This window comes from Streptomyces sp. NPDC056580 (genome assembly GCF_042793175.1).
Lineage (GTDB): Bacteria > Actinomycetota > Actinomycetes > Streptomycetales > Streptomycetaceae > Streptomyces.
This window is the reverse complement of the sequence record NZ_JBHTVE010000010.1, coordinates 309,605-332,927: the sequence shown is the minus strand read 5'-3', so window position 1 is coordinate 332,927 and position 23,323 is coordinate 309,605. Positions and strand designations below refer to the sequence as shown.

The 23,323-nt window shown below is 72.9% G+C and carries 22 protein-coding genes and 1 pseudogene; 12 read left to right on the top strand and 11 right to left on the bottom strand.

What is annotated here, in order from left to right; all coding sequences use genetic code 11:
* The first annotated feature begins 5 nt into the window (after positions 1 to 5).
* Positions 6 to 467, top strand: a complete 462-nt coding sequence (locus ACFQ9Z_RS24245) for an ATP-binding protein (RefSeq protein WP_383022349.1) — start codon at positions 6 to 8, stop codon at positions 465 to 467.
* Positions 468 to 497: 30 nt separating this feature from the next.
* On the opposite strand, the gene argS is transcribed toward ACFQ9Z_RS24245, so the two are convergent.
* Complete coding sequence (argS, locus tag ACFQ9Z_RS24240; RefSeq protein ID WP_383022347.1) at positions 498 to 2,261, bottom strand: arginine--tRNA ligase; 1,764 nt, start codon at positions 2,259 to 2,261, stop codon at positions 498 to 500.
* 127 nt (positions 2,262 to 2,388) lie between these two features.
* Here argS and lysS point away from each other — a divergent pair, with 127 nt between their 5' ends.
* On the top strand, positions 2,389 to 4,131 hold the full coding sequence (lysS, locus tag ACFQ9Z_RS24235) for a lysine--tRNA ligase (RefSeq protein WP_383022345.1): 1,743 nt from the start codon (positions 2,389 to 2,391) through the stop codon (positions 4,129 to 4,131).
* Between the two features lie 113 nt (positions 4,132 to 4,244).
* On the opposite strand, the gene ACFQ9Z_RS24230 is transcribed toward lysS, so the two are convergent.
* The 3 genes from ACFQ9Z_RS24230 to ACFQ9Z_RS24220 form a co-directional block, all read right to left on the bottom strand.
* Positions 4,245 to 5,477 (bottom strand): DUF2637 domain-containing protein, encoded by a 1,233-nt coding sequence (locus ACFQ9Z_RS24230; RefSeq protein WP_383022342.1) that lies wholly within the window; start codon positions 5,475 to 5,477, stop codon positions 4,245 to 4,247.
* Between the two features lie 99 nt (positions 5,478 to 5,576).
* Positions 5,577 to 6,482: a DUF3558 family protein gene (locus ACFQ9Z_RS24225; protein WP_383022340.1), complete on the bottom strand. Its 906-nt coding sequence runs from the start codon at positions 6,480 to 6,482 to the stop codon at positions 5,577 to 5,579.
* 128 nt (positions 6,483 to 6,610) lie between these two features.
* Positions 6,611 to 7,435, bottom strand: coding sequence for a DUF3558 domain-containing protein (locus ACFQ9Z_RS24220; protein WP_383022338.1), 825 nt, complete (start codon positions 7,433 to 7,435; stop codon positions 6,611 to 6,613).
* A 218-nt stretch (positions 7,436 to 7,653) separates the two neighbouring features.
* Here ACFQ9Z_RS24220 and ACFQ9Z_RS24215 point away from each other — a divergent pair, with 218 nt between their 5' ends.
* Positions 7,654 to 8,847, top strand: coding sequence for an RtcB family protein (locus ACFQ9Z_RS24215; RefSeq protein ID WP_383022335.1), 1,194 nt, complete (start codon positions 7,654 to 7,656; stop codon positions 8,845 to 8,847).
* A 217-nt stretch (positions 8,848 to 9,064) separates the two neighbouring features.
* Here the strand turns inward: ACFQ9Z_RS24215 and ACFQ9Z_RS24210 are convergent, their stop codons facing one another.
* Complete coding sequence (locus tag ACFQ9Z_RS24210; RefSeq protein ID WP_383022333.1) at positions 9,065 to 9,841, bottom strand: SDR family NAD(P)-dependent oxidoreductase; 777 nt, start codon at positions 9,839 to 9,841, stop codon at positions 9,065 to 9,067.
* 52 nt (positions 9,842 to 9,893) lie between these two features.
* Positions 9,894 to 10,232 (bottom strand): YnfA family protein, encoded by a 339-nt coding sequence (locus ACFQ9Z_RS24205; protein ID WP_383022331.1) that lies wholly within the window; start codon positions 10,230 to 10,232, stop codon positions 9,894 to 9,896.
* 114 nt (positions 10,233 to 10,346) lie between these two features.
* Between ACFQ9Z_RS24205 and ACFQ9Z_RS24200 the strand changes: the two genes are divergently transcribed.
* From ACFQ9Z_RS24200 to ACFQ9Z_RS24170, 7 genes and pseudogenes are all read left to right on the top strand, one after another.
* Positions 10,347 to 10,814: a hypothetical protein gene (locus ACFQ9Z_RS24200; protein ID WP_383022328.1), complete on the top strand. Its 468-nt coding sequence runs from the start codon at positions 10,347 to 10,349 to the stop codon at positions 10,812 to 10,814.
* 59 nt (positions 10,815 to 10,873) lie between these two features.
* Entirely contained in the window at positions 10,874 to 11,353 is a 480-nt protein-coding gene (locus ACFQ9Z_RS24195; RefSeq protein ID WP_383022326.1) for a MarR family transcriptional regulator, read from the top strand.
* 91 nt (positions 11,354 to 11,444) lie between these two features.
* Positions 11,445 to 12,529: pseudogene (locus tag ACFQ9Z_RS24190) on the top strand (LLM class flavin-dependent oxidoreductase).
* A gap of 8 nt (positions 12,530 to 12,537) precedes the next feature.
* Positions 12,538 to 13,131, top strand: a complete 594-nt coding sequence (locus ACFQ9Z_RS24185) for a CE1759 family FMN reductase (protein ID WP_383022414.1) — start codon at positions 12,538 to 12,540, stop codon at positions 13,129 to 13,131.
* Between the two features lie 95 nt (positions 13,132 to 13,226).
* On the top strand, positions 13,227 to 13,961 hold the full coding sequence (locus ACFQ9Z_RS24180; RefSeq protein WP_383022324.1) for a response regulator transcription factor: 735 nt from the start codon (positions 13,227 to 13,229) through the stop codon (positions 13,959 to 13,961).
* The gene (locus ACFQ9Z_RS24175) at positions 13,961 to 15,394 is read left to right on the top strand and encodes an ATP-binding protein (protein WP_383022322.1); all 1,434 of its coding nucleotides are present in this window, start codon (positions 13,961 to 13,963) and stop codon (positions 15,392 to 15,394) included. The genes ACFQ9Z_RS24180 and ACFQ9Z_RS24175 overlap by 1 nt, the downstream gene beginning before the upstream one ends.
* 42 nt (positions 15,395 to 15,436) lie before the next feature.
* Positions 15,437 to 15,985, top strand: coding sequence for a GNAT family N-acetyltransferase (locus ACFQ9Z_RS24170; RefSeq protein ID WP_383022319.1), 549 nt, complete (start codon positions 15,437 to 15,439; stop codon positions 15,983 to 15,985).
* A 111-nt stretch (positions 15,986 to 16,096) separates the two neighbouring features.
* Here the strand turns inward: ACFQ9Z_RS24170 and ACFQ9Z_RS24165 are convergent, their stop codons facing one another.
* The 3 genes from ACFQ9Z_RS24165 to ACFQ9Z_RS24155 all read right to left on the bottom strand — a co-directional run bounded on the left by ACFQ9Z_RS24165 (position 16,097) and on the right by ACFQ9Z_RS24155 (position 19,049).
* Positions 16,097 to 17,878 (bottom strand): phosphatidylglycerol lysyltransferase domain-containing protein, encoded by a 1,782-nt coding sequence (locus ACFQ9Z_RS24165; RefSeq protein WP_383022317.1) that lies wholly within the window; start codon positions 17,876 to 17,878, stop codon positions 16,097 to 16,099.
* Positions 17,879 to 17,976: 98 nt separating this feature from the next.
* On the bottom strand, positions 17,977 to 18,258 hold the full coding sequence (locus ACFQ9Z_RS24160; RefSeq protein ID WP_383022315.1) for a hypothetical protein: 282 nt from the start codon (positions 18,256 to 18,258) through the stop codon (positions 17,977 to 17,979).
* 290 nt (positions 18,259 to 18,548) lie between these two features.
* Entirely contained in the window at positions 18,549 to 19,049 is a 501-nt protein-coding gene (locus tag ACFQ9Z_RS24155; protein ID WP_383022312.1) for a hypothetical protein, read from the bottom strand.
* 391 nt (positions 19,050 to 19,440) lie between these two features.
* Between ACFQ9Z_RS24155 and ACFQ9Z_RS24150 the strand changes: the two genes are divergently transcribed.
* The gene (locus ACFQ9Z_RS24150; protein WP_383022311.1) at positions 19,441 to 20,283 is read left to right on the top strand and encodes an SDR family oxidoreductase; all 843 of its coding nucleotides are present in this window, start codon (positions 19,441 to 19,443) and stop codon (positions 20,281 to 20,283) included.
* Between the two features lie 505 nt (positions 20,284 to 20,788).
* Positions 20,789 to 21,124, top strand: coding sequence for a hypothetical protein (locus tag ACFQ9Z_RS24145; RefSeq protein WP_383022309.1), 336 nt, complete (start codon positions 20,789 to 20,791; stop codon positions 21,122 to 21,124).
* A 230-nt stretch (positions 21,125 to 21,354) separates the two neighbouring features.
* On the opposite strand, the gene ACFQ9Z_RS24140 is transcribed toward ACFQ9Z_RS24145, so the two are convergent.
* Entirely contained in the window at positions 21,355 to 22,023 is a 669-nt protein-coding gene (locus ACFQ9Z_RS24140) for a response regulator (protein WP_383022306.1), read from the bottom strand.
* Entirely contained in the window at positions 22,020 to 23,297 is a 1,278-nt protein-coding gene (locus ACFQ9Z_RS24135) for a histidine kinase (RefSeq protein ID WP_383022304.1), read from the bottom strand. Before ACFQ9Z_RS24135 ends, ACFQ9Z_RS24140 begins: the two co-directional genes overlap by 4 nt.
* Positions 23,298 to 23,323: the final 26 nt, after the last annotated feature.

The following is a 23,323-nucleotide window of genomic DNA, read 5'->3' as shown; positions in this document are numbered from 1 at the left end:
GTCCCGTGAACGCACAGACCGAACTCGCCCGTCAGCGTGACCAGTTCTACGGCCGGGACCGCCGCTCCGTGCCCGCCGCCAGACGGTTCACCGAGTGGTCGCTGGCCTACTGGGGGCTCGCCGGATGGCGGCGGGCGGAAGACGTGACGCTCTGCGTGAGCGAGCTGGCCACGAACGCGCTGGTGCACGGGGTGCCGCCGGGGCGGGGCTTCCTGTTGCGGCTGCGGTACGACGGCACGGTCGTACGGGCCGAGGTGCACGACAGCGGGACCGGCGCGCCGCGGATCGCGGAGGATGCCGGGGGAGACGAGGCGGAAGGGGGACGCGGACTGCTGCTGGTCTCGTCCGTTGCCGACAAGTGGGGCGTCGGGCTACGGGCGCCGGGCAAGCTGGTGTGGTGCGAGTTCGTCACGCCCCGGACGGCGCCCCGGGCCGACGGACAGCGCGGCGGCCCGCCCTCGACGTGAGGACGGGCCGCCGCGACGCCGGACCGGCCGTCAGAGCTTCTCGGGCGTCCTGACGCCCAGCAGGGCCATGCCCCGGTGCAGGGTGCGGGCCGTCACGTCGCACAGGAACAGGCGGTTCTCCACCAGCTCCGGCGTCTCGGCCTTCAGCACCGGGCACTTGTCGTAGAACGTCGTGTACAGGGAGGCGAGCTGGTACAGGTACGCGGCCAGCTTGTGCGGCGCGTACTCCGCGGCCGCCTCCCGCACCGTCTCCGCGAACGCGTCCGCGTGCAGGCCCAGCGCGCGCTCGGCCGGCGCCAGTTCCAGCTCCGGGTGCGCGGCCGGGCGGACCTCGCCGGCCTTGCGCAGGATGGACTGGATACGGGCGTAGGCGTACTGCAGGTACACGCTGGTGTCGCCGTTGAGCGAGACCATCTGGTCCAGGTCGAACTTGTAGTCCCGGATCGCCGACGTCGACAGGTCCGCGTACTTCACCGCGCCGACGCCCACCTGCGCGCCGCGCTCGGCGATCTCCTCCTCGGACAGGTCCTGGGACTTCTCCCGGACCACGGCCGAAGCGCGGTCGATCGCCTCGTCCAGCAGGTCGACCAGCCGGATCGTCTCGCCCGCACGCGTCTTGAACGGCTTGCCGTCCTTGCCGAGGACGGTGCCGAACGCGAGCTGCTGCGCCTCGACGTCCTCGTTCAGCCAGCCGGCCCGGCGGGCGGTCTCGAAGACCATCCGGAAGTGCAGGGCCTGACGGGCGTCGACGACGTACAGCAGCGTGTTCGCCTTCAGGTTGAAGACGCGGTCGCGGATCGCGGAGAGGTCGGTCGCCGCGTAGCCGTAGCCGCCGTCCGACTTCTGCACGATCAGCGGCACCGGGTTGCCGTCCGGGCCCTTGACGTCGTCGAAGAAGACGCACAGCGCGCCCTCGGAGCGGACCGCGACGCCGGACTCCTCCAGGAGGCGGCAGGTCTCGGCGAGCATGTCGTTGTAGCCGGACTCGCCGACGATGTCGGCGTCGCGGATCTCCATGTCCAGCTTCTCGAACACGGAGAAGAAGTAGATCTTCGACTCGTCCACGAACCGCTGCCACATGGCGAGGGTCTTCGGGTCGCCCGCCTGCAGGTCGACCACCCGGCGCCGGGCACGCGTCTTGAACTCCTCGTCGGAGTCGAACAGCTTGCGCGCGGCCTTGTAGAGGCGGTCGAGGTTCGACATCGCCTCCTCGCCGCTCACCTGGGAGTCCTTGTGGTCCAGCTCGTGCGGGTGCTCGTCCAGGTACTGGATGAGCATGCCGAACTGGGTGCCCCAGTCGCCGATGTGGTGGCGCCGGACCACGCTCTCCCCGGCGAACTCCAGGAGCTGGACGACCGAGTCGCCGATCACCGCGGAGCGCAGGTGGCCGACGTGCATCTCCTTCGCCACGTTCGGCTGGGCGTAGTCGATCACCGTCGTGCCCGGGTTCGCGGCCCGCGGCACGCCGAGGCGGCCGGTGTCGTCCGCGTACCGCGCGGCCAGGTTCGCGGTGATCGCCCGGTCGGAGACCGTGATGTTCAGGAAGCCGGGTCCGGAGACCTCGATGTCCTTGATCACTTCGCCCGACTCGACCCCGGCGACGACCTGGGCCGCCAGCTCCCGCGGGTTGGCCTTGGCCTTCTTGGCGAGCGCCAGGATGCCGTTGGCCTGGAAGTCCGCCCGGTCGCTTCGTCGCAGCAGCGGGTCCGCGCCGGCGGCCTCAGGCAGGGTGGCCGAGAGGGCGGACGCGAGGCGCTGCTGGACGGAATCGCTGAGGGACGTGACCGAGGCCATAGGAAGGGGTGCCGTTCTCCTCGTGGGGATGGATAGACCCGGCCAGTATCCCACGGGGGGCAAAGGGGTTTTCCCGGTCGCCTGCGGGTCTGTGACAATGGAGTGTCACCCGTTCAGAAAGAAGGACGTGCCGATCGTGGCTCAGAGCACCGAGACCACCGACTGGGTCTCCCGTTTCGCGGATGAGGTCATCGAAGCGTCGGAGCGCCGTGCCCCGGGCAAACCGGTCGTCGTCGCGTCCGGGCTCTCCCCCTCGGGCCCGATCCACCTGGGCAACCTGCGCGAGGTCATGACCCCGCACCTGGTCGCCGACGAGATCCGCCGCCGCGGCCACCAGGTCCGGCACCTGATCTCCTGGGACGACTACGACCGGTACCGCAAGGTCCCGGCGGGGATCGCGGGCGTGGACGAGTCGTGGTCCGAGCACATCGGCAAGCCGCTGACCTCGGTGCCGGCGCCGAAGGGTTCGCCGTACCCGAACTGGGCGGAGCACTTCAAGGCCGCGATGGTCGCCTCGCTGGCCGAGCTGGGCGTGGAGTTCGACGGGATCAGCCAGACGGAGCAGTACACCTCCGGCGTCTACCGCGAGCAGATCCTGCACGCCATGAAGCACCGCGGCGACATCGACGCGATCCTCGCCCAGTACCGCACCAAGAAGGCCCCGGCCAAGAAGCAGCAGCAGAAGCCGGTGGACGCGGCGGAGCTGGAGGCCGAGGAGGGCTCGGGCGCCGCCGCCGAGGACGACGGCAGCTCCGGCGCGGCCGGCTACTTCCCGTACAAGCCGTACTGCGGCAACTGCGGGAAGGACCTGACGACCGTAACCTCCTACGACGACGACAGCACCGAGCTGGCTTACACCTGCACCGCCTGCGGCTTCGCCGAGACGGTCCGGCTGAGCGAGTTCAACCGCGGCAAGCTGGTCTGGAAGGTCGACTGGCCGATGCGCTGGGCCTACGAGGGCGTGGTCTTCGAGCCGAGCGGCGTCGACCACTCGTCCCCCGGCTCCAGCTTCCAGGTGGGCGGGCAGATCGTCGGGATCTTCGGCGGCGAGCAGCCCATCGGCCCGATGTACGCGTTCGTGGGCATCTCCGGCATGGCCAAGATGTCGTCTTCGCGCGGCGGCGTGCCCACCCCGGCCGACGCGCTGCAGATCATGGAGCCGCAGCTGCTGCGCTGGCTGTACGCCCGGCGCCGGCCGAACCAGTCCTTCAAGATCGCCTTCGACCAGGAGATCCAGCGGCTCTACGACGAGTGGGACAAGCTGGCCGCGAAGGTGGCCGACGGCTCCGCGCTGCCGGGCGACGTCGCCGCGTACACGCGGGCCGTAGGCACCGCCGCCGGTGAGCTGCCGCGCACCGCGCGCCCGCTGCCGTACCGCACGCTCGCGTCCGTCGCCGACATCACCGCCGGGCACGAGGACCAGGCGCTGCGCATCCTCAGCGAGCTGGACCCCGAGCAGCCGCTGGCCTCGCTCGACGAGGCACGGCCCCGGTACGACAAGGCCGAGGCGTGGATCAACACCCACGTCCCCGCCGACCAGCGCACCATCGTCCGCGACGAGCCCGACGCCGAGCTGCTGAAGTCCCTCGACGAGGCCGCCCAGCAGTCGGTGCGGCTGCTGCTCGACGGGCTCGCCGAGCACTGGTCGCTGGACGGGCTGACCCACCTCGTCTACGGCGTGCCGAAGGTGCAGGCCGGGTTCGCGGCCGACGCCACGCCCAAGGAGCTGCCGCCGGAGATCAAGACGGCCCAGCGCACGTTCTTCGCCCTGCTGTACCACCTGCTGGTCGGCCGGGACACCGGGCCGCGACTGCCCACGCTGCTGCTGGCCGTGGGGCAGGAGCGGGTGCGGGCCCTGCTCGGGGAGTAACGCGGAAGCGGCCGGACACGTCCGACCCGAAAGAGGGGCCCTCGTCACGAGGGCCCCTCTTCTGCGTTCCTCCCGTGCGGCGTCCTCCGTCGTCCGGGGGCGCCGCCGTGCCGTTAGGCGATGTGGTCCTCCTCCAGCTCCGCCGAGTGGCGCTGCTGGAAGCGTTCCGCGAGCTCCTTCAGGGCGCCCGGGCTCAGCGTGTTGCCGTAGGTCGCCTCGATGTTGTCGCCGAGCACGCGGGGCGTGGGGTAGCTGCCGTCGATCGACCGCCGGAAGATCTGGTAGTACGCCTCCTCGTCCGGCTCCGGGGCGCCGCCGCCCTCGCCGAGTTCGCGGGTGCGGGTGGCGTTCACCGGGATCGGGAAGCTGCCCGTGTCCTCCGGGGAAGGCTGCTGGAACTGCTCCGCCGGCTGCTCCTCGTACCAGTCCTCGTACTCCTCCTCGGGGACGTACTGGGGGTCCGGTACGGGGTTGTAGGCGGGGTCGTAGCCGCCGTGGTAGTCCACCTCGCGGGGAGCCTGGAACCAGGGGCTCTCCTCGTCCACCGGGGGCTCGGGCTGCCGCTGCCCGGGAGGCGCCGCCTGCTTCGGGACGTGCGCCGCAGCGGCGGCCGGGCCGCCCGCGGGCACGGCGTCCCGGGCCGCGGTGAGCTGGGGCTGGGGGACCGGCGGCAGGAGCATCGGTTCGATGCCCGCCGCCGCGAGGCCGGCCGGGGCCGTCTCCGCGAGGGGGACGCCGTAGCGGGCCAGGCGCAGGGGCATCAGCGACTCGACCGGGGCCTTGCGGCGCCAGGCGCGGCCGAAGCGGGAGCGCAGACGGGCCTGGTAGACCAGGCGCTCCTGCTCCAGCTTGATCACCTGGTCGTAGGAGCGCAGCTCCCACAGCTTCATCCGGCGCCAGAGCAGGAACGTGGGCACCGGGGAGAGCAGCCAGCGGGTGAGGCGGACGCCCTCCATGTGCTTGTCCGCCGTGATGTCCGCGATCCGGCCGATGGCGTGCCGGGCCGCCTCGACGGCGACCACGAACAGGATCGGGATCACCGCGTGCATACCCACGCCCAGCGGGTCCGGCCAGGCGGCGGCGCCGTTGAAGGCGATCGTCGCCGCCGTCAGCAGCCACGCCGTCTGGCGCAGCAGCGGGAAGGGGATCCGGATCCAGGTCAGCAGCAGGTCCAGGGCGAGCAGGACGCAGATGCCCGCGTCGATGCCGACCGGGAACACGTACGAGAAGTTCCCGAAGCCCTTCTTGATGGCCAGCTCACGGACGGCCGCGTACGAGCCGGCGAAGCCGATGCCGGCGATGACCAGCGCGCCGGACACGACCACGCCGATGAGTATGCGGTGCATCCGAGTCAGCTGCATTGGCGCGGCCACTCGTACTCCCCTCCCCTTGCGTGTTGTTGCGCGCAACAGGGTGGCACACGTGTGCGGCGCGCGTGACGCGGGTCAGTCCTTCTTCGCGGCCGACTTGGACGGAGAAGCGCTGGACGAGGGCGACTTGGACGTCTGCTTCGACGGGGACTTCGAGGCGCTCGCGGACGGGGAGGCGGACCCGCCCGAGGACGAACCGGCGCCGGAACCCTTGCCGTTGGCGGCCGAGACGGAGGCGACCGCCTCCTTGGCGGCCCTCTGCGCGTCCTTCGACAGGTCGTCCGCGCTCGGGGTCTTCTCACCCGCGAGGCCGGCGCCGTTGTAGTCGAGCGTGACGACGACGTTCTCGACCCGGGCGACCACCGTCTGCTGCTTGAAGGTGCCCTCCTTCTTCTTCAGGTCGTAACGCACCAGCGTCGCCTCGGCGCCCGTCCCGGCGACCGGCTCCGACTTGGTGTTCTTCGCGCCCGAGACACTCTTGGCGTCCTCGACCTGCCGAGTGAGGTAGGCGTGCGCCTGCTCGTCGCCGGAGCCCCGGGCGGTGTCCGAGTCGAAGCGCAGCAGGGAGACGTTCAGCCAGCGGAACTGCGAGCCCTTGACGCCGTTGTTGTCCAGGCTGCTCCAGGAGCAGGAGGCACGGGTGGCGGTGTCGTCGCTGCTGCCCTCCTTGCCCGACTTGGCGCCCTTGGGCACCAGCTCGGTGAGCGTCTTCTTGGGCAGCACCGCGCACGAATCGGGCAGCTTGCGGTAGGCGGCGGCCTGCACGGTCGGGGACGCGCTCGCCGACGGCGTCGCCGAGGAGCTCCCGGCGGTCCGAGTCGCGCCGCTGGCGCCGCCCTTGTCCGAGGAGTCGCCGGAGTCCGAGGAGCAGGCGGCGGTGATCAGCACCGCGGGAACGGCCGCTGCGCAGACAAGGGCGCGGCGCAGGCGCTTGGCTCGCTGGTCATGGGCACGGACGTTTCGCTGGGCTGCTCGCTGCATGGTTCCTTCACTCGTGACACTCGGTGTTCGTGCGGGTTCCTGCGGGGCCCCACGGTACGCGGTGAAGGAGCTGTGCGGTCTCCCTTCACACAGTTCGCGGGCGGCGGCGCGGGGGCCCGCCGGGGGCGTCATCCGCCCAGCGCGTCAGCCAGCCGGGAGGCCAGAGTCCGGGCCCTGTCCTGCAGTTCCTTGCTGTCCGGTACGGTCCCCGTCGCCATCGGCTGCTCCTCGTACTCGATGGTGACGACGACGTTGGACGTGCGGAACACCACAGTCACCGTTCGCTGTTCGGCCGTCGAGCCGGAGGTGCTGAGCCGGTCGTCCAGATACGCCTCGTCACCGAGGTCGGGCAGCACGCGCGGCTGCAGCTCGGCCGGCGGGGCGCCGGCGGCGCCGGAGGAGGACTCCGGGGCGGACGCGTCAGGGGACCCGGAGCCCGACGGGGAGGCGTCGTCGCCCGCGCTCGCCGTGGGGGTGGGGGTGGCCGAGACGGGGGTGCTCGGCTCGGGCAGGTCGGCTGCCGTCTCCTGCTCCTGGAACAGCTTCTGCGCCTGGTCGTCGTCGCTGACCGCGTTGTCGTACGACACCACGCGCTCGAAGTCGACCGCGAGCCGGTCGGTGGCGGCGCCGGACGAAGCCTTCCAGCGGCAGCCCACCTTGCGGTCGGTGCTGTAGGTGAGCGTCGCCTCGCCCTCGTAGGCCTTCTCCCGCTGGTCCGGATCGGCGATCTGCGCGATGCCCGGCAGCAGGGTGTCGAGGGCGTCGTGGCCGAGGACCCCGCACGGCTCGGGCAGGCTGCGGTACTTGCCGGGCTGGGCGGCGGGCGTGGCCGTACCGGCGTTGCCCGGGTTGGCGTCGTCGGTGGGCCCGTCGTCCCGCGAACCGCTCGTGCAGCCGGCCAGCAGTGCCACGAGGAGGGCGGCGGTGCCGGTCACATACGCCTTCCGCTGCACGGTCGGGCTCCTCTCGACGGTCTCTGCTCGCTGGTGCGCTCCAGCGTCCCCCGCTGGTTATTCGCTTGCCGCCGCGGGGCGCTGCCTGGAGACAATGTGTACCGCACGCACTGCCGTGAACGACGGCCCCCTGTCCCTTTTCATGGACCTTGTCGCCGCTTTTGCGTTCTGTTGCTCCTTAAGTCTTTTGTTGTTGTTACCGGGGGAATGAGGAACCCATGTCGTACGTGGAGATGCCGGGCGCGAAGGTGCCGATCCGGATGTGGACGGACCCCGCGACGGTGGAGGACGTGGCCCTGCGCCAGCTCCAGAACGTCGCCACCCTGCCGTGGATCAAGGGCCTGGCAGTGATGCCGGACGTCCACTACGGCAAGGGCGCGACCGTCGGTTCCGTCATCGCGATGCAGGGCGCGGTGTGCCCGGCCGCGGTGGGGGTGGACATCGGGTGCGGCATGTCGGCGGTGCGGACCTCGCTGACCGCGAGCGACCTGCCGGGGGACCTGTCCCGGCTGCGGTCGAAGATCGAGCAGGCGATTCCGGTGGGGCGGGGGATGCACGACGACCTCACGGAGCCCGGGCAGTTCCACGGCCTTGCCACGTCGGGGTGGGACGACTTCTGGAAGCGATTCGGCACGGTCGCCGAGGCGGTGCGCTTCCGCGAGGAGCGGGCCATGAAGCAGATGGGCACGCTGGGCTCGGGCAATCACTTCGTTGAAGTTTGTACCGACACCAGCGGCGCCGTCTGGCTGATGCTGCACTCCGGTTCCCGCAACATCGGCAAGGAACTCGCCGAGCACCACATCGGCGTGGCCCAGCGGCTCCCGCACAACCAGGGTCTGGTCGACCGCGACCTCGCCGTCTTCGTCTCCGACACCCCGCAGATGGCGGCCTACCGCAACGACCTGTTCTGGGCGCAGGAGTACGCGAGGTACAACCGCACGCTGATGATGGCGCTCCTGAAGGACGTGGTCCGCAAGGAGTTCAAGAAGGCGAAGCCGGTCTTCGAGCCGGAGATCTCCTGCCACCACAACTACGTGGCGGAGGAGCGGTACGCGGGCATGGACCTGCTGGTCACCCGCAAGGGCGCGATCCGGGCCGGCTCCGGCGAGTACGGGATCATCCCGGGCTCGATGGGCACCGGTTCCTACATCGTGAGGGGCCTCGGCAACGAGCGGTCCTTCAACTCCGCCTCGCACGGCGCCGGCCGGCGCATGAGCCGCAACGCGGCCAAGCGGCGCTTCTCCACCAGGGACCTGGAGGAGCAGACCCGGGGCGTGGAGTGCCGCAAGGACTCCGGAGTGGTGGACGAGATCCCGGCGGCCTACAAGTCGATCGACCAGGTCATCGACCAGCAGCGGGACCTCGTCGAGGTCGTCGCGAAGCTGAAGCAGGTCGTCTGCGTGAAGGGCTGACGACCGCTCAGCGGAGATCGCGGGTCAGGGGCTGCTCGCAGGCTCACGCCGGGACCAGGACCTCGTGCGGCGTGGGCTACTTCGCGTGGCGCACGGCGTAGATCATGACGAACGCCATGGATGCCGAAGAGGAAGTAGGCGAGGAAGTACCAGACCTGGCGCTCGTTCCTCGTCTCCTCGGCCAGACGGCGCTTTTCGAGCGCGTCCCCGTCGGGCATCACGACTCCCTGTGCACCTTGGTGTTGGACGCCTGGGCGCGCGGGCGCAGCACGAGGAGGTCGACGTTGACGTGGCTGGGGCGGGTGACCGCCCAGGTGATCGTCTCCGCCACGTCGTCGGCGGTGAGGGGTTCGGCCACGCCCTCGTAGACCTTCGCCGCCCGGTCGGTGTCGCCGCCGAAGCGGGTCAGGGCGAACTCCTCGGTCTTCACCATGCCGGGCGCGATCTCCACGACGCGCACGGGCCTGCCGACGATCTCCAGGCGCAGGGTCTCGGCGAGGACGTGGGCGCCGTGCTTGGCGGCGACGTAGCCCGCGCCGCCCTCGTACGTGCCGTGACCGGCGGTGGAGGACACCACGACCACCACTCCGTCGCCGCTCGCCTCCAGCTTGGGCAGCAGCGCCTGGGTGACGTTGAGGGTGCCGATGACGTTGGTCTCGTACATCGTGCGCCAGTCGGCCGGGTCGCCGCTGGCGACCGGGTCGGCGCCGAGGGCGCCGCCCGCGTTGTTGACCAGGACGCCGATCGTCGCGAAGGCGGTGGCGAACTCGTCGACCGCCGCGCGGTCGGTGACGTCGAGCTGGTAGGCGGCCGCCGAGTGACCGGCCGCGGTGAGTTCCTCGGCCAGCGCCTCGATGCGGTCCTTGCGGCGGGCGGTGAGGACGACGCGGTAGCCGGCCCGGGCGAGCTGCCGGGCCGTGGCGGCGCCGATGCCGCTGCTCGCACCGGTGACGACGGCGATGCGGGAGGCGGCGGACGGGGCTGCGGTGGCCATGGGCTGCTCCTGGGACTGCGTCGGGTCGGTTCAGTCCAGCCTAAGTGAGCCCTCAGCCGCCGTTGCGGGGCGCCCACATGATGACCGCCATCCCGGCCAGGCAGACCAGCGCGCCGGTGATGTCCCAGCGGTCCGGGCGGTAGCCGTCGGCGACCGCGCCCCACAGGATCGACCCGGCCACGAAGATCCCGCCGTAGGCGGCGAGGATGCGGCCGAAGTGGGCGTCCGGCTGGAAGGTGGCGACGAACCCGTAGGCGCCGAGCGCGAGGACGCCGCCGGTGATCCAGAGCCAGCCGCGGTGTTCGCGCACCCCTTGCCAGACCAGCCACGCGCCGCCGATCTCGAAGAGGGCGGCGACGACGAAGAGGACGGCGGAGCGCAGGACGAGCATGACGGCAGCTTCGCACGGGGGCGCCGCGTCACCTGTTGGAGGGCGCCTGCCGGCCGGTTTCCGTGGCATAGATCGGTACGGCGGGCACGGGCGCCGGGCGCGAGGAGGCAAGGCATGCGGGTGAGGTCGTGGGTACTGGGTGGTGCGTGCGGCGCCCTGGTGGTGGCCGGCGCCGGGCCGGCCGGGGCGGTGCCGGCGCCCGAGGCGGATCTGACGCTGCACGGGAGCGCCGTGCTGACGGGGGACCGGGTGGAGGTCTCCGTCACCCCGCGCAACGCCGGCCCGGCCGCGGCGCCGGACGCGAGCGTGCTGCTGCGCTGGTCGGTGCCGCTGGCCGGGGACCAGCGGCTGCCCGGGGGGTGCGCGCGCACGGACGAGCGCTCGGTGGTCTGCGGGATCGGCGCGCTGGCGGCGGACGAGGTGGGGGAGCGGCTCACGGTGGCGGTGCGGCTGGCGCGGCGGCCGTCGGAGGTGACGCTGGCGGTGGACACCGCCTGGCTCGGCGGCGCCGTGGACCGGGACCGGACGAACGACCGGCTGACGGTACTGGTGCTGGGCACCGGGGACGCGTACGCCTTCTGAGCGCCCGGCCGCGTGGCCGTACGATCACTGGACCACGCGGACGACAAGGGGAGTGCGGCATGGCCGGGAAGGGAACCGGGCGGTCCGGGCTGCTGGCGGAGCTCTCCGTGGTCTCCCGGCGGTACATGGCCTCGTACGCCCTGTTCAACCAGGCCGTGGCCGACCGGATCGGGCTGCACCCCACCGATCTGCAGTGCCTGAACCTGCTCACGCTGGAGGAGGCGCCCGTCACCACGGGCCGGATCGCGGAGCTGACGGGGCTGACCACGGGGTCGGCGACCCGGCTGGTGGACCGCCTGGAGCGGGCCGGGTACGTCGTACGGCGGCGGGACGAGGTGGACCGGCGGCGGGTGCTGGTGATGACCGTGCCGGAGCGGATCGCCGAGTTCGGGCGGCTGTGGGACTCGCTGGCCGGTGACTGGTTCTCCCTCTTCGACGAGCTGGACGACAGCGAGCTCGCGGTGATCGTGCGGCACATGGAGCGCACGGTGGAGTTCGGCTGGGAGCAGATCGCGCGGTTGCGCGAGCGGCGCGGCTGAGCCGGCCGGGGGGTCGGGGGCGGGGAATAGCGGCAGGCCGGGACCCGTTCCAGGGCTATAGTTGAACGGTCAACAACCTGGGAGGCTGGCCATGCAGTTCGGGATCTTCACCGTCGGCGACGTCACGCCGGACCCCACCACGGGGCGGACGCCGACCGAGCGCGAGCGGATCAAGGCCATGGTCGCCATCGCGCTCAAGGCCGAGGAGGTCGGGCTCGACGTCTTCGCGACCGGCGAGCACCACAACCCGCCGTTCGTGCCCTCGTCCCCGACGACCATGCTCGGCTACATAGCCGCGCGGACCGAGCGGCTCGTCCTGTCCACCTCCACCACCCTCATCACCACCAACGACCCGGTGAAGATCGCGGAGGACTTCGCGATGCTGCAGCACCTGGCCGACGGGCGCGTGGACCTGATGATGGGGCGCGGCAACACCGGCCCGGTCTATCCCTGGTTCGGCAAGGACATCCGGCAGGGCATCGACCTCGCCGTCGAGAACTACGCCCTGCTGCACCGGCTGTGGCGCGAGGACGTCGTCGACTGGGAGGGCAAGTTCCGCACCCCGCTGCAGGGCTTCACCTCCACGCCGCGGCCCCTGGACGGCGTGCCGCCGTTCGCTGGCACGGCTCGATCCGCTCGCCGGAGATCGCCGAGCAGGCCGCGTACTACGGCGACGGCTTCTTCCACAACAACATCTTCTGGCCGTCGGACCACACCAAGCGGATGGTCGAGCTGTACCGCAAGCGCTACGCCCACTACGGGCACGGCACGCCCGAACAGGCGATCGTCGGACTCGGCGGCCAGGTGTTCATGCGCCGCAACTCGCAGGACGCGGTGCGGGAGTTCCGCCCGTACTTCGACAACGCGCCGGTGTACGGACACGGCCCGTCGCTGGAGGACTTCACCGAGCAGACCCCGCTGACGGTGGGCTCGCCGCAGCAGGTGATCGAGAAGACGCTGTCCTTCCGCGAGTACGCCGGCGACTACCAGCGCCAGCTCTTCCTGATGGACCACGCCGGACTGCCGCTGAAGACGGTGCTGGAACAGCTCGACATGCTGGGCGAGGAGGTCGTGCCCGTGCTGCGCGAGGAGTTCGCCAAGGGGCGTCCGGCGAACGTGCCGGAGGCGCCGACCCACCAGTCGCTGCTCACCACGAAGGAGGCGGCCGCCGTATGAAGGACACCCTGAAGCTCGTCGTCGTCTCGGCGGGACTGACCGTCCCCTCCTCCACCCGGCTGCTGGCCGACCGGCTGGCCGCCGCTGTGGACCGGCGCGCACCGGTGGACGTGCAGGTCGTCGAGGTGCGGGACCTCGCGGTGGAGATCGCGCACAACTTCACCAACGGGTTCGCCGGGAAGGCCCTGGCCGCCGCGCAGGAGGCGGTGGCGGGGGCCGACGGGCTGATCGTCGTCACGCCCGTGTTCAGCGCCTCGTACAGCGGGCTGTTCAAGTCCTTCTTCGACGTGCTGGACCGGGACGCGCTGACCGGCAAGCCGGTGCTGATCGCCGCGACCGGGGGCACCGGACGGCACTCGCTGGTGCTGGAACACGCACTGCGGCCGCTGTTCGCCTACCTGCGGGCCGTGGTGGTGCCCACCGGCGTCTACGCCGCCTCGGAGGACTGGGGGGCCGAGGGGCTGGCGGAGCGCGTCGAGCGGGCGGCCGGGGAGCTGGCCGGGCTGTCCGCGGCCGGCGCGGACGTCGCGGCCGGCGCGGACGCACCGCAGGTCGTGCCCTTCGCCGAGCAGCTCGCACGGCTCGGGGCCGCCGGCGCCTGAGGAGGCGCCGCTGTGACGGTGAGAGCGCGGTAAAAAGCGTGATCGTCGGCCTGCGGGCCCGGCGGAACCGTCCGGGGCCTTGGCAGACTGGGAAGGTGCCCCAGACTGTGCTGCTCGCCGAAGACGACCGTGCCATCCGTCATGCCCTCGAGCGTGCCCTGACGCTCGAGGGCTACGAGGTGACGGCCGTCGCCGACGGGGTCGAGGCGCTGGCCCAGGCGCACCGGACCCCGCCGGACGTCCTGGTGCTGGACGTGATGATGCCGGGCATCGACGGGCTCCAGGTCTGCCGGGTGCTGCGGGCCGAGGGCGACAGCACGCCGATCCTCATGCTCACCGCCCTGGTGGAGACCGCCGACCGCATCGCCGGTCTGGACGCCGGCGCCGACGACTACGTGGTCAAGCCGTTCGACGTCGAGGAGGTCTTCGCCCGGCTGCGGGCGCTGCTGCGCCGCACCAGCCCGGTACCGGCGGGCGGCGCGGGCGGGACGCCCGCCGTCGACGGCGGGCGGGACGTGCAGGCCGCCGACCGGCAGGTGGGCGCCGCGGACATCCGGATGGACGTGCAGGCCCGCCGCGCCTGGCGGGGCGGCCGCGAGCTGGAGCTGACCCGCACCGAGTTCGAGCTGCTGGAACTGCTGGTCCGCAACGCCGGGATCGTGCTCGACCACTCCACGATCTACGACCGGATCTGGGGCTACGACTTCGGACCCGGCTCCAAGAACCTCGCCGTCTACGTCGGCTACCTGCGCCGCAAGCTGGACGAGCCCGGAGCCCCGCAGCTGATCCACACCGTGCGGGGCGTGGGCTACGTGCTGCGGGAGGACTAGTGGCGCGCGGCCGGCGGCCCGGGGCCGGGCCCCGGCCCAGACTGATCTCCCTGCGCACCACCTTCGCGGTGTCCTTCGCGGCCGTCACCGCCGCCGTGACCATCCTCGTCGGCATCCTGTCCTACAGCTCCGCCGCGCGCCTGGTCCGGGTCGACCAGCAGTCGGTGTTCACACAGGTCGTGTCCGACGTACGGGACGAGGTGCGGCAGCACGAGATGGTCCCGGAGGACTTCTCCTCCTCCCGGCCCGGCCACGACCTGGTCCGGCCGGCCCGTACCGACGTGCAGGTGCTGGGCGCGCGGGGCGAGATCGTCGACCACGGCAGCCCGGTGCTGCCGGTCACCGCCCGGGACCGGGCCGTCTCCGGGGCGCGCACGGCCGGCCGGCTGGTCGAGCACAAGGACGTCCGGGTCGGCGAGGACCTGTTCCGCGTCGCCACCGTCTCGCTCGGCGACGGCAAGGGCGCGGTCCAGGTCGCCCAGGAGTTCAGCGACACCGAGGACCTGCTGCGGGCGCTGCAGCAGCGGACGCTGATCCTGATGTCGGCGGTCGTGGTCGCCGCGGGCCTGTTCGGCTGGTGGCTGGCGCGCCGGATCACCCGGCGCCTGGTCGTCCTCACCTCGGCCGCCGAGGACGTGGCCCGCACCCGCCGGCTGGGCATCGAGGTGCCCGTCACCGGGCTGGACGAGGTGGGCCGGCTCGGCCGCGCCTTCGACCGCATGCTGGGCCGCCTCGCCCAGTCGGAGGAGGACCAGCGGCGGCTGGTGCAGGACGCGGGGCACGAGCTGCGGACGCCGCTCACCTCGCTGCGCACCAACATCTCGCTGCTGCGCCGGATCGACGAACTGCCGCCGGACAGCCGGGAGGAACTCGTCGCCGACCTCTCCCAGGAGGCCCGGGAGCTGACCGACCTCGTCAACGAGCTGGTCGACCTCGCGGCCGGGCAGTCCGACAGCGAGCCGCCGCAGCAGGTGGACCTGGCCGACATCGCCGAGGACGTGATGGGGCTGGCCAAGCGCCGTACCGGCCGGGAGATCGTGCTGCGCGCGAGCGGCGACACGCGTACCGAGGGACGGCCCGGGATGCTCCAGCGGGCGCTGTCCAACCTGGTCGAGAACGCGGCCAAGTTCGACCGGGGCGGCAAGGAGCCGATCGAGATCGCCCTCACCGGCCCGCCGCGCCCGGGAACGGTCCGGGTCGAGGTGCTCGACCGTGGGCCGGGCATCGCCGAGGGCGATCTGATCCGCATCTTCGACCGCTTCTACCGGGCCGCCGACGCGCGGTCCCTTCCCGGCTCGGGCCTGGGCCTGTCCATCGTCCGCGAGGTCGCCATGGCCCACGGCGGGGCGCCGTTCGCCTACCGCAGGGAGGGCGGCGGAGCGGTCATCGGATTCTCCGTGGGCGGCGGGACGACGGGGGACGGGAGCGGGTGAGCGCCCCCCACCGTAGGGCGTGCGTGCGGTAGGTTGCCGGCCATGCCCGAACTCGGTTCCGCAGATTGGCCGCCCGCCCCGATCAGGACCGAACGGCTCGTGCTCCGCGAGCCCGAGGCCCGGGACCGCGGACCGTTCGTCGAGCTGTTCACCTCGCCGGAGGTGCACACCTACCTCGGCGGTCCTCGATCGCGCGAGGAGTGCGAGCGCGCGATTCCCGAGACGCCCGAGAGGCGCCCCGGCCTCTTCGTGATCGAGGCCGGCGGAACGATGATCGGCATGGTCGAGCTGAAGCCCCACGGCACCAACGGCTCGGGGAACGCCCGCCGTGATGTCGCGGAGGCGGAGATCGGCTACCTGTTCCTGCCGCGGGCATGGGGCCGCGGCTACGCCGCCGAGGCGTGCGCGGCGGCGCTCGGCTGGTTCGCGGGCGCGCTTCCCGGCGAGCCGGTGGTGCTCTGCACCCAGACCGCCAACGACCGCTCGATGCGCCTGGCGGCGAAGCTGGGCTTCACCGAGGTGCAGCGGTTCGAGGCCTGGGGTGCCGAGCAGTGGATGGGCGTGTGGTCCCCGTCCCCGCAGGCCGGCTGAGCAGGAACGTTTCCCAGACCGCCCGGGCCGCGTCCCCCGGGCGCCAGGACGCGCCCCACCGGGCACGCCCCGGCAGGACGCCGGGCAGCGGCCGGCCCGACGGCGCTACCGCTACGAGCGGCTCCCCAGCCCCGGCAGGGTGAGGAAGCCCTCGGCGCGGGCGCTGGCCAGGCCGATGCGGGGGATGTCGCCGCTCTTCGCGAACAGCAGGAAGCGGGGCTCCCACAGCGGGCGGTACTTGGCGTTGGCGCGGTAGAGGGACTCGATCTGCCACCAGCGGGAGAAGAAGGTGAGGACCGAGCGCCACAGGCGCAGCACCGGACCCGCGCCGAGGCGGGAGCCGCGTTCGAAGACCGAGCGGAACATGGCGAAGTTCAGGGACACCCGCTTGACGCCCATCTCCTCGGCGCGCAGCAGGAGTTCGACCACCATGAACTCCATCAGGCCGTTCTCGCAGGCGCGGTCCCGGCGCATCAGGTCCAGCGACAGGCCCTGTCCGCCCCAGGGGACGAAGCTGAGCAGGGCCCGGGGGGCGCCTTCCGCGTCGCGGCACTCCAGCATCACGCAGCGGCCGTCGCCGGGGTCGCCGAGGCGGCCCAGGGCCATGGAGAAGCCGCGCTCCGTGGCGCCGTCGCGCCAGTGGTCGGCGCGGTCGACGAGCAGGGCCATCTCGTCATCGGGGATGTCCTCGTGGCGGCGGATGCGGACGGTGTACCCGGCCCGGCCGACCCGCTTGTGGGCCTGGCGGACCGCCCGCATGGCGCGGCCCTCCAGGGTGAAGTCGGCCAGCTCGACGATCGCCTCGTCGCCGAGTTCGAGGGCGTCGAGGCCGTGCCGGGAGTAGACGGTGCCGGCCTCCTCGCTCGCGCCCATGACGGCCGGGGTCCAGGCGTGCCGGCGGGCCTCGGCGAGCCAGGCGTCGATGGCGCCGGGCCAGGCCTCGGGGTCGCCGATGGGATCGCCGGAGGCGAGGCTCACCCCGCCGACGACACGGTAGGTGACGGCCGCCTTGCCGCTCGGCGAGAAGACGGCGGCCTTGTCCCGGCGCAGCGCGAAGTAGCCGAGGGAGTCGCGTTCGCCGTGCTTGGCGAGCAGGTCGCGCAGGCGCCGCTCGTCCTCCGGGCCGAGCAGACAGGCGCCGCGCGGGGCGCGGAAGCAGGCGTAGAGGACGAGGAGGAACGTCGCGGCCATCAGGACGTTGACGGTCATGTCCGCCCAGCGGGGGGCGTGCACGGTGTCGACGCGGTCGGCGAGCGGGCCGACGCTGACCCCGCGCAGCAGCGTGTAGGAGATCTCCTCCTTGAGCGCGGCGCCGGGGATCCGGTTCGTCTCGTGCACCAGCAGCGTGCCCAGCGTGGCGCTGACCAGGGCGCCGCCCGCGCCCACGGCGAGTGCGAGGCGCGGGTTGGAGCGGTCGCCGATGGCGTCGAACTCGCGCCGGCCGACGAGCAGGGCCGCCACGAACAGGGCGGTGAGGGCGACGGAGAGCCAGTTGAAGACGTGCTCGCGGTAGGGGGCGCGGGTGAGCGCGAGGGCGTACAGGCAGAGCAGCGGGCCGGCGAGGAGGAGGTTGAAGACCCAGGCGGCTCGTTTGCGGCGGTGCATCACCACCGCGAGGAACAGGGCGAGGAACGCGGAGACCAGGCCGGCGGTGGCGAGGTAGGGCGTGAAGAACGAGCCGACGTTGTGCTCGTGCACCTCCTCGCGGAAGGGCAGGGAGAGCACCGCGAGGATGTTGAGCGCGGCCATCAGGCGCAGGTACCAGACGGTGGCCGCCGCCGCCCGCTCCCTCAGCCGGTGGTCACCGGCGGGCGGGGCGGGGACGCCGGGGCGGGGGGCGCTGCGCTGGGCGGGAGCCTGCGGGGAGGCCGGGCTCGGCTGTCGTGCGGGCATGGTGACGGGCACCTTGGGAGAGGGGACGGGCCGAGGCCGACCCTACAACCCGTAGGGTAACGCGAGTGCAAAGGTGTGCACATCGGGTGCACAGGTTCTCATCCGGACGTGTCCGCGCCGCGCCGGGCCACCGCCAGCGTCCAGGCGAGGTTGCCCGCCGCGGCGCCGGCCGCCACCGCGGCGACGATCACCCCGCCGGTGGCGAGGCCGTCGCTGAACAGGTGCGGACGCCGGTCCAGGCTGTGCAGACCGAAACCGCACAGCTCGTAGACGCCCACGGCGGCGACGACGAGACTGACGACGAGCACGGTCAGCGTCGGGGCCAGCCCGCGTACGGCGAGCCGCGCGGCCGGGGCCGGCTCGGTGTGTGTGTCCCGCATGGTGTCCCCCGAAGAACGGACGTGTGTGGCTGGCGTGCCGGGACCCACGATATGGCCGCGCACGCGCCCGCCGTCGCACGAGGCCCGCCGGCCGCGCCCGGCGACCCGGTTGCGCCCGCCGCGGACGCGGGCTGCGGGCGTGCCCGGGGCTGGGGTGGGAGGGCGGGTGGCGTCCGCCGCGCCGGGGCGCCCGCTGTGGGGTGGGCGGCGGTCGTGGGGGTGGCCGGGCGCAGGTGGTGAGCGGGGGTGCCGGGGCCGGGGCGAGCCGGGTCGGTCATCCGGGTCAGGCGTCAGTACCGCAGCGCCGTGTTGACCACCGCGTGGACGTCGCCGGTCAGCTTGCGGTGGCTCCGGGCGGTGGCGACGCCGGTGGAGCCGGCCGCCACGTCCTTGAGGGTCACCACGGTGACGTCCAGCAGGTTGCCGTTCTTGTCGGTGAAGTTGACCTGGACGGCGAAGGACTTGGCCGAGGACGCCGTGTTCCTCGCGCTCACCTTGACCGTGGCCCGGCCGTCGGCGCCGGCGGCCGGGGTGCCGAGTGTGACGTCGTCCTTGGCCTTGACGCCGTTCTTCACGCCGTTGAGCTTCTGCCGGGCCTCCGCGGAGGCGGCGGCCAGGGCGTCGGCGCCCTTCGAGGCGAGCGAGGAAGCGGCGGAGGAGGCCGCCGAGGCCGCCTTGCTGGCGGCGCCGGACGTGTTCCCCGAGTCGCCGTCGGAGCACCCCGCCGCCGCGACCGCGACCACCCCGGCGAGGACCGCGCCCGCCGCTCCCCGTGTCCACCTACTTTTCATGGTCCGCCTCCAGCGACTCGCGCAACGGGCTGTCCTCCCAGTGAAGGGGCCGCCGCCGCGGCCCGCACGTCGGGCGGCACGCCCGCGGGCGTGCCGCCCGACGGGAGTGCGGGGCCCCCGGGCGAGTGCTGCAAGGGCCGGAGGGGTCCCGGCGCCCCGAGGGGCCTCGGCGCCCGCGGTGGCCCCCGTGGCGGCACCCGCCGGTGCCCGCCCCCGTGGCCGCCTTCGTGGCGGCCGGGCCACCGCCGCCGACCGGGCGAAGATGCTCGGCCGCGCAGCGCAACGCGGTCCGCGCCGTCGTGCCGGCCCGGTGCCCCGGTGCTTGGCTGACGGCGCAGCCTCCGGACCTCACCGGCCCGGCGGGTCCGGGCGCGCAGGCGAGGAGCAGGGCATGGTGAGTTCCACCGAGGGCGCACCGCGGGGCGTGATCCCCGCCCAACTGCTGAAGGGCCAGAAGGCGCTGGTCACCGGCGCGAACTCGGGGATCGGCAGGGCGACGGCCGTCGCCCTGGGCCGGGCCGGGGCCGACGTCGCGGTGAACTACGTGGCCGGCCGCGAGGAGGCGGACCAGGTGGTCGAGGAGATCGCCGCCTTCGGGGTCAAGGCCGCCGCGTACGAGGCGGACGTCTCCAAGGAGGACCAGGTCGTCGCCATGACCGACCGGATGGTCGAGGAGTTCGGCACGATCGACATCCTGGTCGCCAACGCGGGACTGCAACGGGACGCCCGCCTCACCGACATGACCCTGGCCCAGTGGCAGAAGGTCATCGACGTCAACCTCACCGGGCAGTTCCTCTGCGCCCGGGAGGCGACCAGGGAGTTCCTGCGCCGCGGAGTGGTCCCGGAGGTGTCCCGGGCGGCCGGGAAGATCGTCTGCATGAGTTCGGTGCACCAGCTCATCCCGTGGACCGGGCACGTCAACTACGCCTCCTCCAAGGGCGGCGTGCAGATGATGATGGCGACCCTCGCGCAGGAACTCGCCCCGCACAAGATCCGCGTGAACGCGGTCGCCCCCGGAGCCATCAAGACCCCCATCAACCGCGACGCCTGGGAGACCCCGGACGCTGAGCGTGACCTTCTGCGGCTGATCCCCTACGGCCGGGTCGGCGAGCCCGAGGACATCGCCAACGCGGTCGTCGGCCTGGCCTCCGACCTCATGGACTACGTCGTCGGCACCACGCTGTACGTCGACGGCGGCATGACCCTGTTCCCCGGCTTCGCCACCGGCGGCTGACCCGTCCCCCTTTCCGTGCCGGCCCCGGAAGACGCGACGGCTCCCGTGCACACGGTCCTGACGCCGGCGGACGTGCCCCCGCAGACCCTCCCGGCCCGGTCGACGACGGCTTTCGCCCTGGCGGCCTCGTCCGGGGCCTGGTCCAGGCTCACGGCGGTCGGCGCGGTCGCCTGTACCGTCCTCGCCCTCCAGGAACGGCATGCCGAGCCGCTGTGCGAGCCGCGCTCCGACGGTGGACTTCCCGGACGCGGACACGCCCATCACGACCACCACCCGCGCACCCCCGTCCGGTCCGGGCAAGGTGCCTCCTGGAGGGCGCGGTGGTGAACTGCCGGTACCCACCACTGTCGCCCGGCGGTCCGCGCCGCGTCGTGCGCGCGTCGCCCGGACCGCCGGTGGCGGCAGGCGGCCGCGCCCCCGCCAGGCGGGGCCGCCCGCTCTGGCGGATAGTGGTGGAGGGGCAGGAACACCTTCCAACCGGGTCTCCGTACACACGGGAGGACCGATGCGCGTTTCACGTCCGCTGGCCGCGCTCGCCTGCGTCGCGTTGTCCGGAGCGGGACTGGCCGCCTGCCAGGACCAGACGATCGGCACGATCACCGGGCTCGACGGGGGCAGACCGGTGCAGTCCTTCACGAACCCGTCGAACGAGGGGTGCCACCGCTTCAAGGCGGACGTCACCCGCGTCGACAACTTCACGCAGAACAGCATCCTGCTGTACGAGACGCCCGACTGCACCACGCCGAAGGGCCGGCCGAGCACCTACCTCAACATGCAGGGCTCGGACGAGGCGGTCCGGGCCACCGGTCCCTGGCGCAGCTTCTCCATCGCCCCCGCGTGACGCCCTGAGACCGGTCCGGCCACCGGGACGCCGCGCTCACTGCTCCTGCGTGCCCTCGTCGTCCCGCAGCCTGCGCCAGAGGTGGGTGCGGTGCAGCACGTACAGGGGGGCGCCCAGGACCGCCGGCTCGACTGTGTCCCGTGCCGGGCGCCGGCTCCCCGCCGCGCGCCGGTGGCTGACGCCCCGCGGTCCGTGCGGTGTGGCCGGGGGGCGGGTCAGCCGGGGGCGGGTCAGCCGGCGTGCGGCCGGGCCAGGCCGTGGTCGTAGGCGAAGATCACCGCCTGTACCCGGTCCCGCGCGCCGATCTTGGACAGGACGCGGCCGACGTGCGTCTTCACCGTGGACTCCGACAGGACGAAACGCGCGGCGATCTCGCTGTTGGTCCAGCCCTTGCCGACGGCGACGAGGATCTCGCGTTCGCGCTCGGTGAGGGCGCTCAGCCGGGCGTCCTCGCCCGTGCCGTCGGCGCCGGGCGGCACGAGACGGGCGAACTCGTGCAGCAGGCGGCGGGTGAGGGTCGGCGCGATCACCGCGTCGCCCGCGGCCACGGCCCGGATGCCCGCGAGCAGTTCGTCGGGCCGGGCGTCCTTGAGCAGGAAGCCGCTGGCCCCGGCGCGCAGGGCCGCGTGCACGTACTCGTCGAGGTCGAAGGTGGTCAGGACGAGGACCCGCGAACGGCCGCCCGTGGCGACGATGCGGCGCGTCGCCTCGATGCCGTCCATGCCCGGCATCCGTACGTCCATGAGGACCACGTCGGGGCGCAGGCCGGCGGCCTTGCGCACCGCCTCGGCGCCGTGCGCGGCCTCGCCTACCACCTCCGTCCCCGGCACGGAGTCCAGCAGCATGCGGAAGCCGTAGCGCTGCAGCGGCTGGTCGTCCACGACGAGCACGGTGGTCATCCGGCGCCTCCCCGAGGCGTGAGGTCGAGGACGGCGCGCACCGTCCAGCCCGGGCCCGCGGGGCCCGCGCTGACGTGCCCGCCGTAGAGAGCCGCGCGTTCCCGCATGCCCACCAGGCCGTGTCCTTCCTCGTTCGCCGGACCGGCCCGGCCGGCCGGAGCGGGCGGCCCCGAGTCCTGGACGGCGATCGTCACCCGGGCGTCCGCCACCACGACCGACAGGTTGGCGCGGGACCCGGCGCCGGCGTGCTTCAGGGTGTTCGTCAGGGCCTCCTGCACGATGCGGTAGACCGTGAGCTGCACCCCGCTGTCGAGCGAGTCGACGTCACCGGCCGTACGGTAGACGACCTCCAGGCCGGCCGCCCGCACCCCCTCGCACAGCGCGTCGATGTCCTTGAGGCCCGGCTGCGGGCTCAGCTCGGGCTCGGCCCGCGGGCCGTCCGCCTCGCGCAGCACGCCGAGCACCCGGCGCAGCTCGCTCAGGGCCTGCCGCCCGGTGCCGCCGATGAGACGCAGGGCCTCCTGCCCCCGCTCCGGGGCGGCGGCGGTGGCGTAGGCGCCCGCGTCGGCGAGGGTGATGATGACGGACAGGTTGTGGCCGACGATGTCGTGCATCTCGCGGGCCACCCGCGTCCGCTCCGCCGCGACGGCCAGCCTGCCGCGCTGGTCGCGTTCGATCTCCAGCCTCGCCGCGCGCTCGCGCAGCCCGGCCAGCTGGGCCCGCCGGATGCGGATCATCAGGCCCAGCGCGAGGGCCGCGGTGGCCGTGCTGAGCAGGAAGAAGAGCGCGTCCCAGGCCGGCACCGCCACCGACACCCGCGCCGCGACCAGGCCCAGCGCGCCCGCCAGGACCGCACAGGCCCAGGGGAGCTGCCGCAGCCGCCCGTGCAGGGCAAGGCTGTACAGGGCGACGAAGAGGGCGACGTCCGCGCGGAGCGCGACGCCGATCGACCACTGGAGGACGAAAACGGCGGTGACGGCGCCGAACGCCACCGCGGGCGCCCGGCGCCGCCACAGCAGCGGCAGCACCAGCCCGGCCTGCATGGCCGCCGTACCGGCCACGGGCAGCCGGGTGAACGCCGCGGGGAAGCGGTGCGGACCGTCCCCGCCGACCGCGTGCAGCAGGTCCGGCAGGCAGAACAGCAGCAGGACGAGGACCACCACCGCCGTGTCCAGCACCCATGGACGGGCCCGGTCGGCGTGCCGGAGCCGCTGGCCGGCCCGGCCGAGCCGGGCGACCAGCGGCCCCATCCCGCTGAGATCGTCGGAGGTCACCGAGGTCGCCGCCCACGACGCGGCCG

What these genes read in the sequence shown, in the direction of transcription:
- argS (WP_383022347.1), bottom strand. Translation starts at nt 2,261, where the DNA reads ATGGCCTCGGTCACGTCCCTCAGCGATTCCGTCCAGCAGCGCCTCGCG.
- ACFQ9Z_RS24230 (WP_383022342.1), bottom strand. Translation starts at nt 5,477, where the DNA reads ATGCACCGCATACTCATCGGCGTGGTCGTGTCCGGCGCGCTGGTCATC.
- ACFQ9Z_RS24225 (WP_383022340.1), bottom strand. Translation starts at nt 6,482, where the DNA reads ATGCAGCGAGCAGCCCAGCGAAACGTCCGTGCCCATGACCAGCGAGCC.
- ACFQ9Z_RS24215 (WP_383022335.1), top strand. Translation starts at nt 7,654, where the DNA reads ATGTCGTACGTGGAGATGCCGGGCGCGAAGGTGCCGATCCGGATGTGG.
- ACFQ9Z_RS24210 (WP_383022333.1), bottom strand. Translation starts at nt 9,841, where the DNA reads ATGGCCACCGCAGCCCCGTCCGCCGCCTCCCGCATCGCCGTCGTCACC.
- ACFQ9Z_RS24205 (WP_383022331.1), bottom strand. Translation starts at nt 10,232, where the DNA reads ATGCTCGTCCTGCGCTCCGCCGTCCTCTTCGTCGTCGCCGCCCTCTTC.
- ACFQ9Z_RS24200 (WP_383022328.1), top strand. Translation starts at nt 10,347, where the DNA reads ATGCGGGTGAGGTCGTGGGTACTGGGTGGTGCGTGCGGCGCCCTGGTG.
- ACFQ9Z_RS24195 (WP_383022326.1), top strand. Translation starts at nt 10,874, where the DNA reads ATGGCCGGGAAGGGAACCGGGCGGTCCGGGCTGCTGGCGGAGCTCTCC.
- ACFQ9Z_RS24170 (WP_383022319.1), top strand. Translation starts at nt 15,437, where the DNA reads ATGCCCGAACTCGGTTCCGCAGATTGGCCGCCCGCCCCGATCAGGACC.
- ACFQ9Z_RS24165 (WP_383022317.1), bottom strand. Translation starts at nt 17,878, where the DNA reads ATGCCCGCACGACAGCCGAGCCCGGCCTCCCCGCAGGCTCCCGCCCAG.
- ACFQ9Z_RS24160 (WP_383022315.1), bottom strand. Translation starts at nt 18,258, where the DNA reads ATGCGGGACACACACACCGAGCCGGCCCCGGCCGCGCGGCTCGCCGTA.
- ACFQ9Z_RS24155 (WP_383022312.1), bottom strand. Translation starts at nt 19,049, where the DNA reads ATGAAAAGTAGGTGGACACGGGGAGCGGCGGGCGCGGTCCTCGCCGGG.
- ACFQ9Z_RS24150 (WP_383022311.1), top strand. Translation starts at nt 19,441, where the DNA reads ATGGTGAGTTCCACCGAGGGCGCACCGCGGGGCGTGATCCCCGCCCAA.
- ACFQ9Z_RS24145 (WP_383022309.1), top strand. Translation starts at nt 20,789, where the DNA reads ATGCGCGTTTCACGTCCGCTGGCCGCGCTCGCCTGCGTCGCGTTGTCC.
- ACFQ9Z_RS24140 (WP_383022306.1), bottom strand. Translation starts at nt 22,023, where the DNA reads ATGACCACCGTGCTCGTCGTGGACGACCAGCCGCTGCAGCGCTACGGC.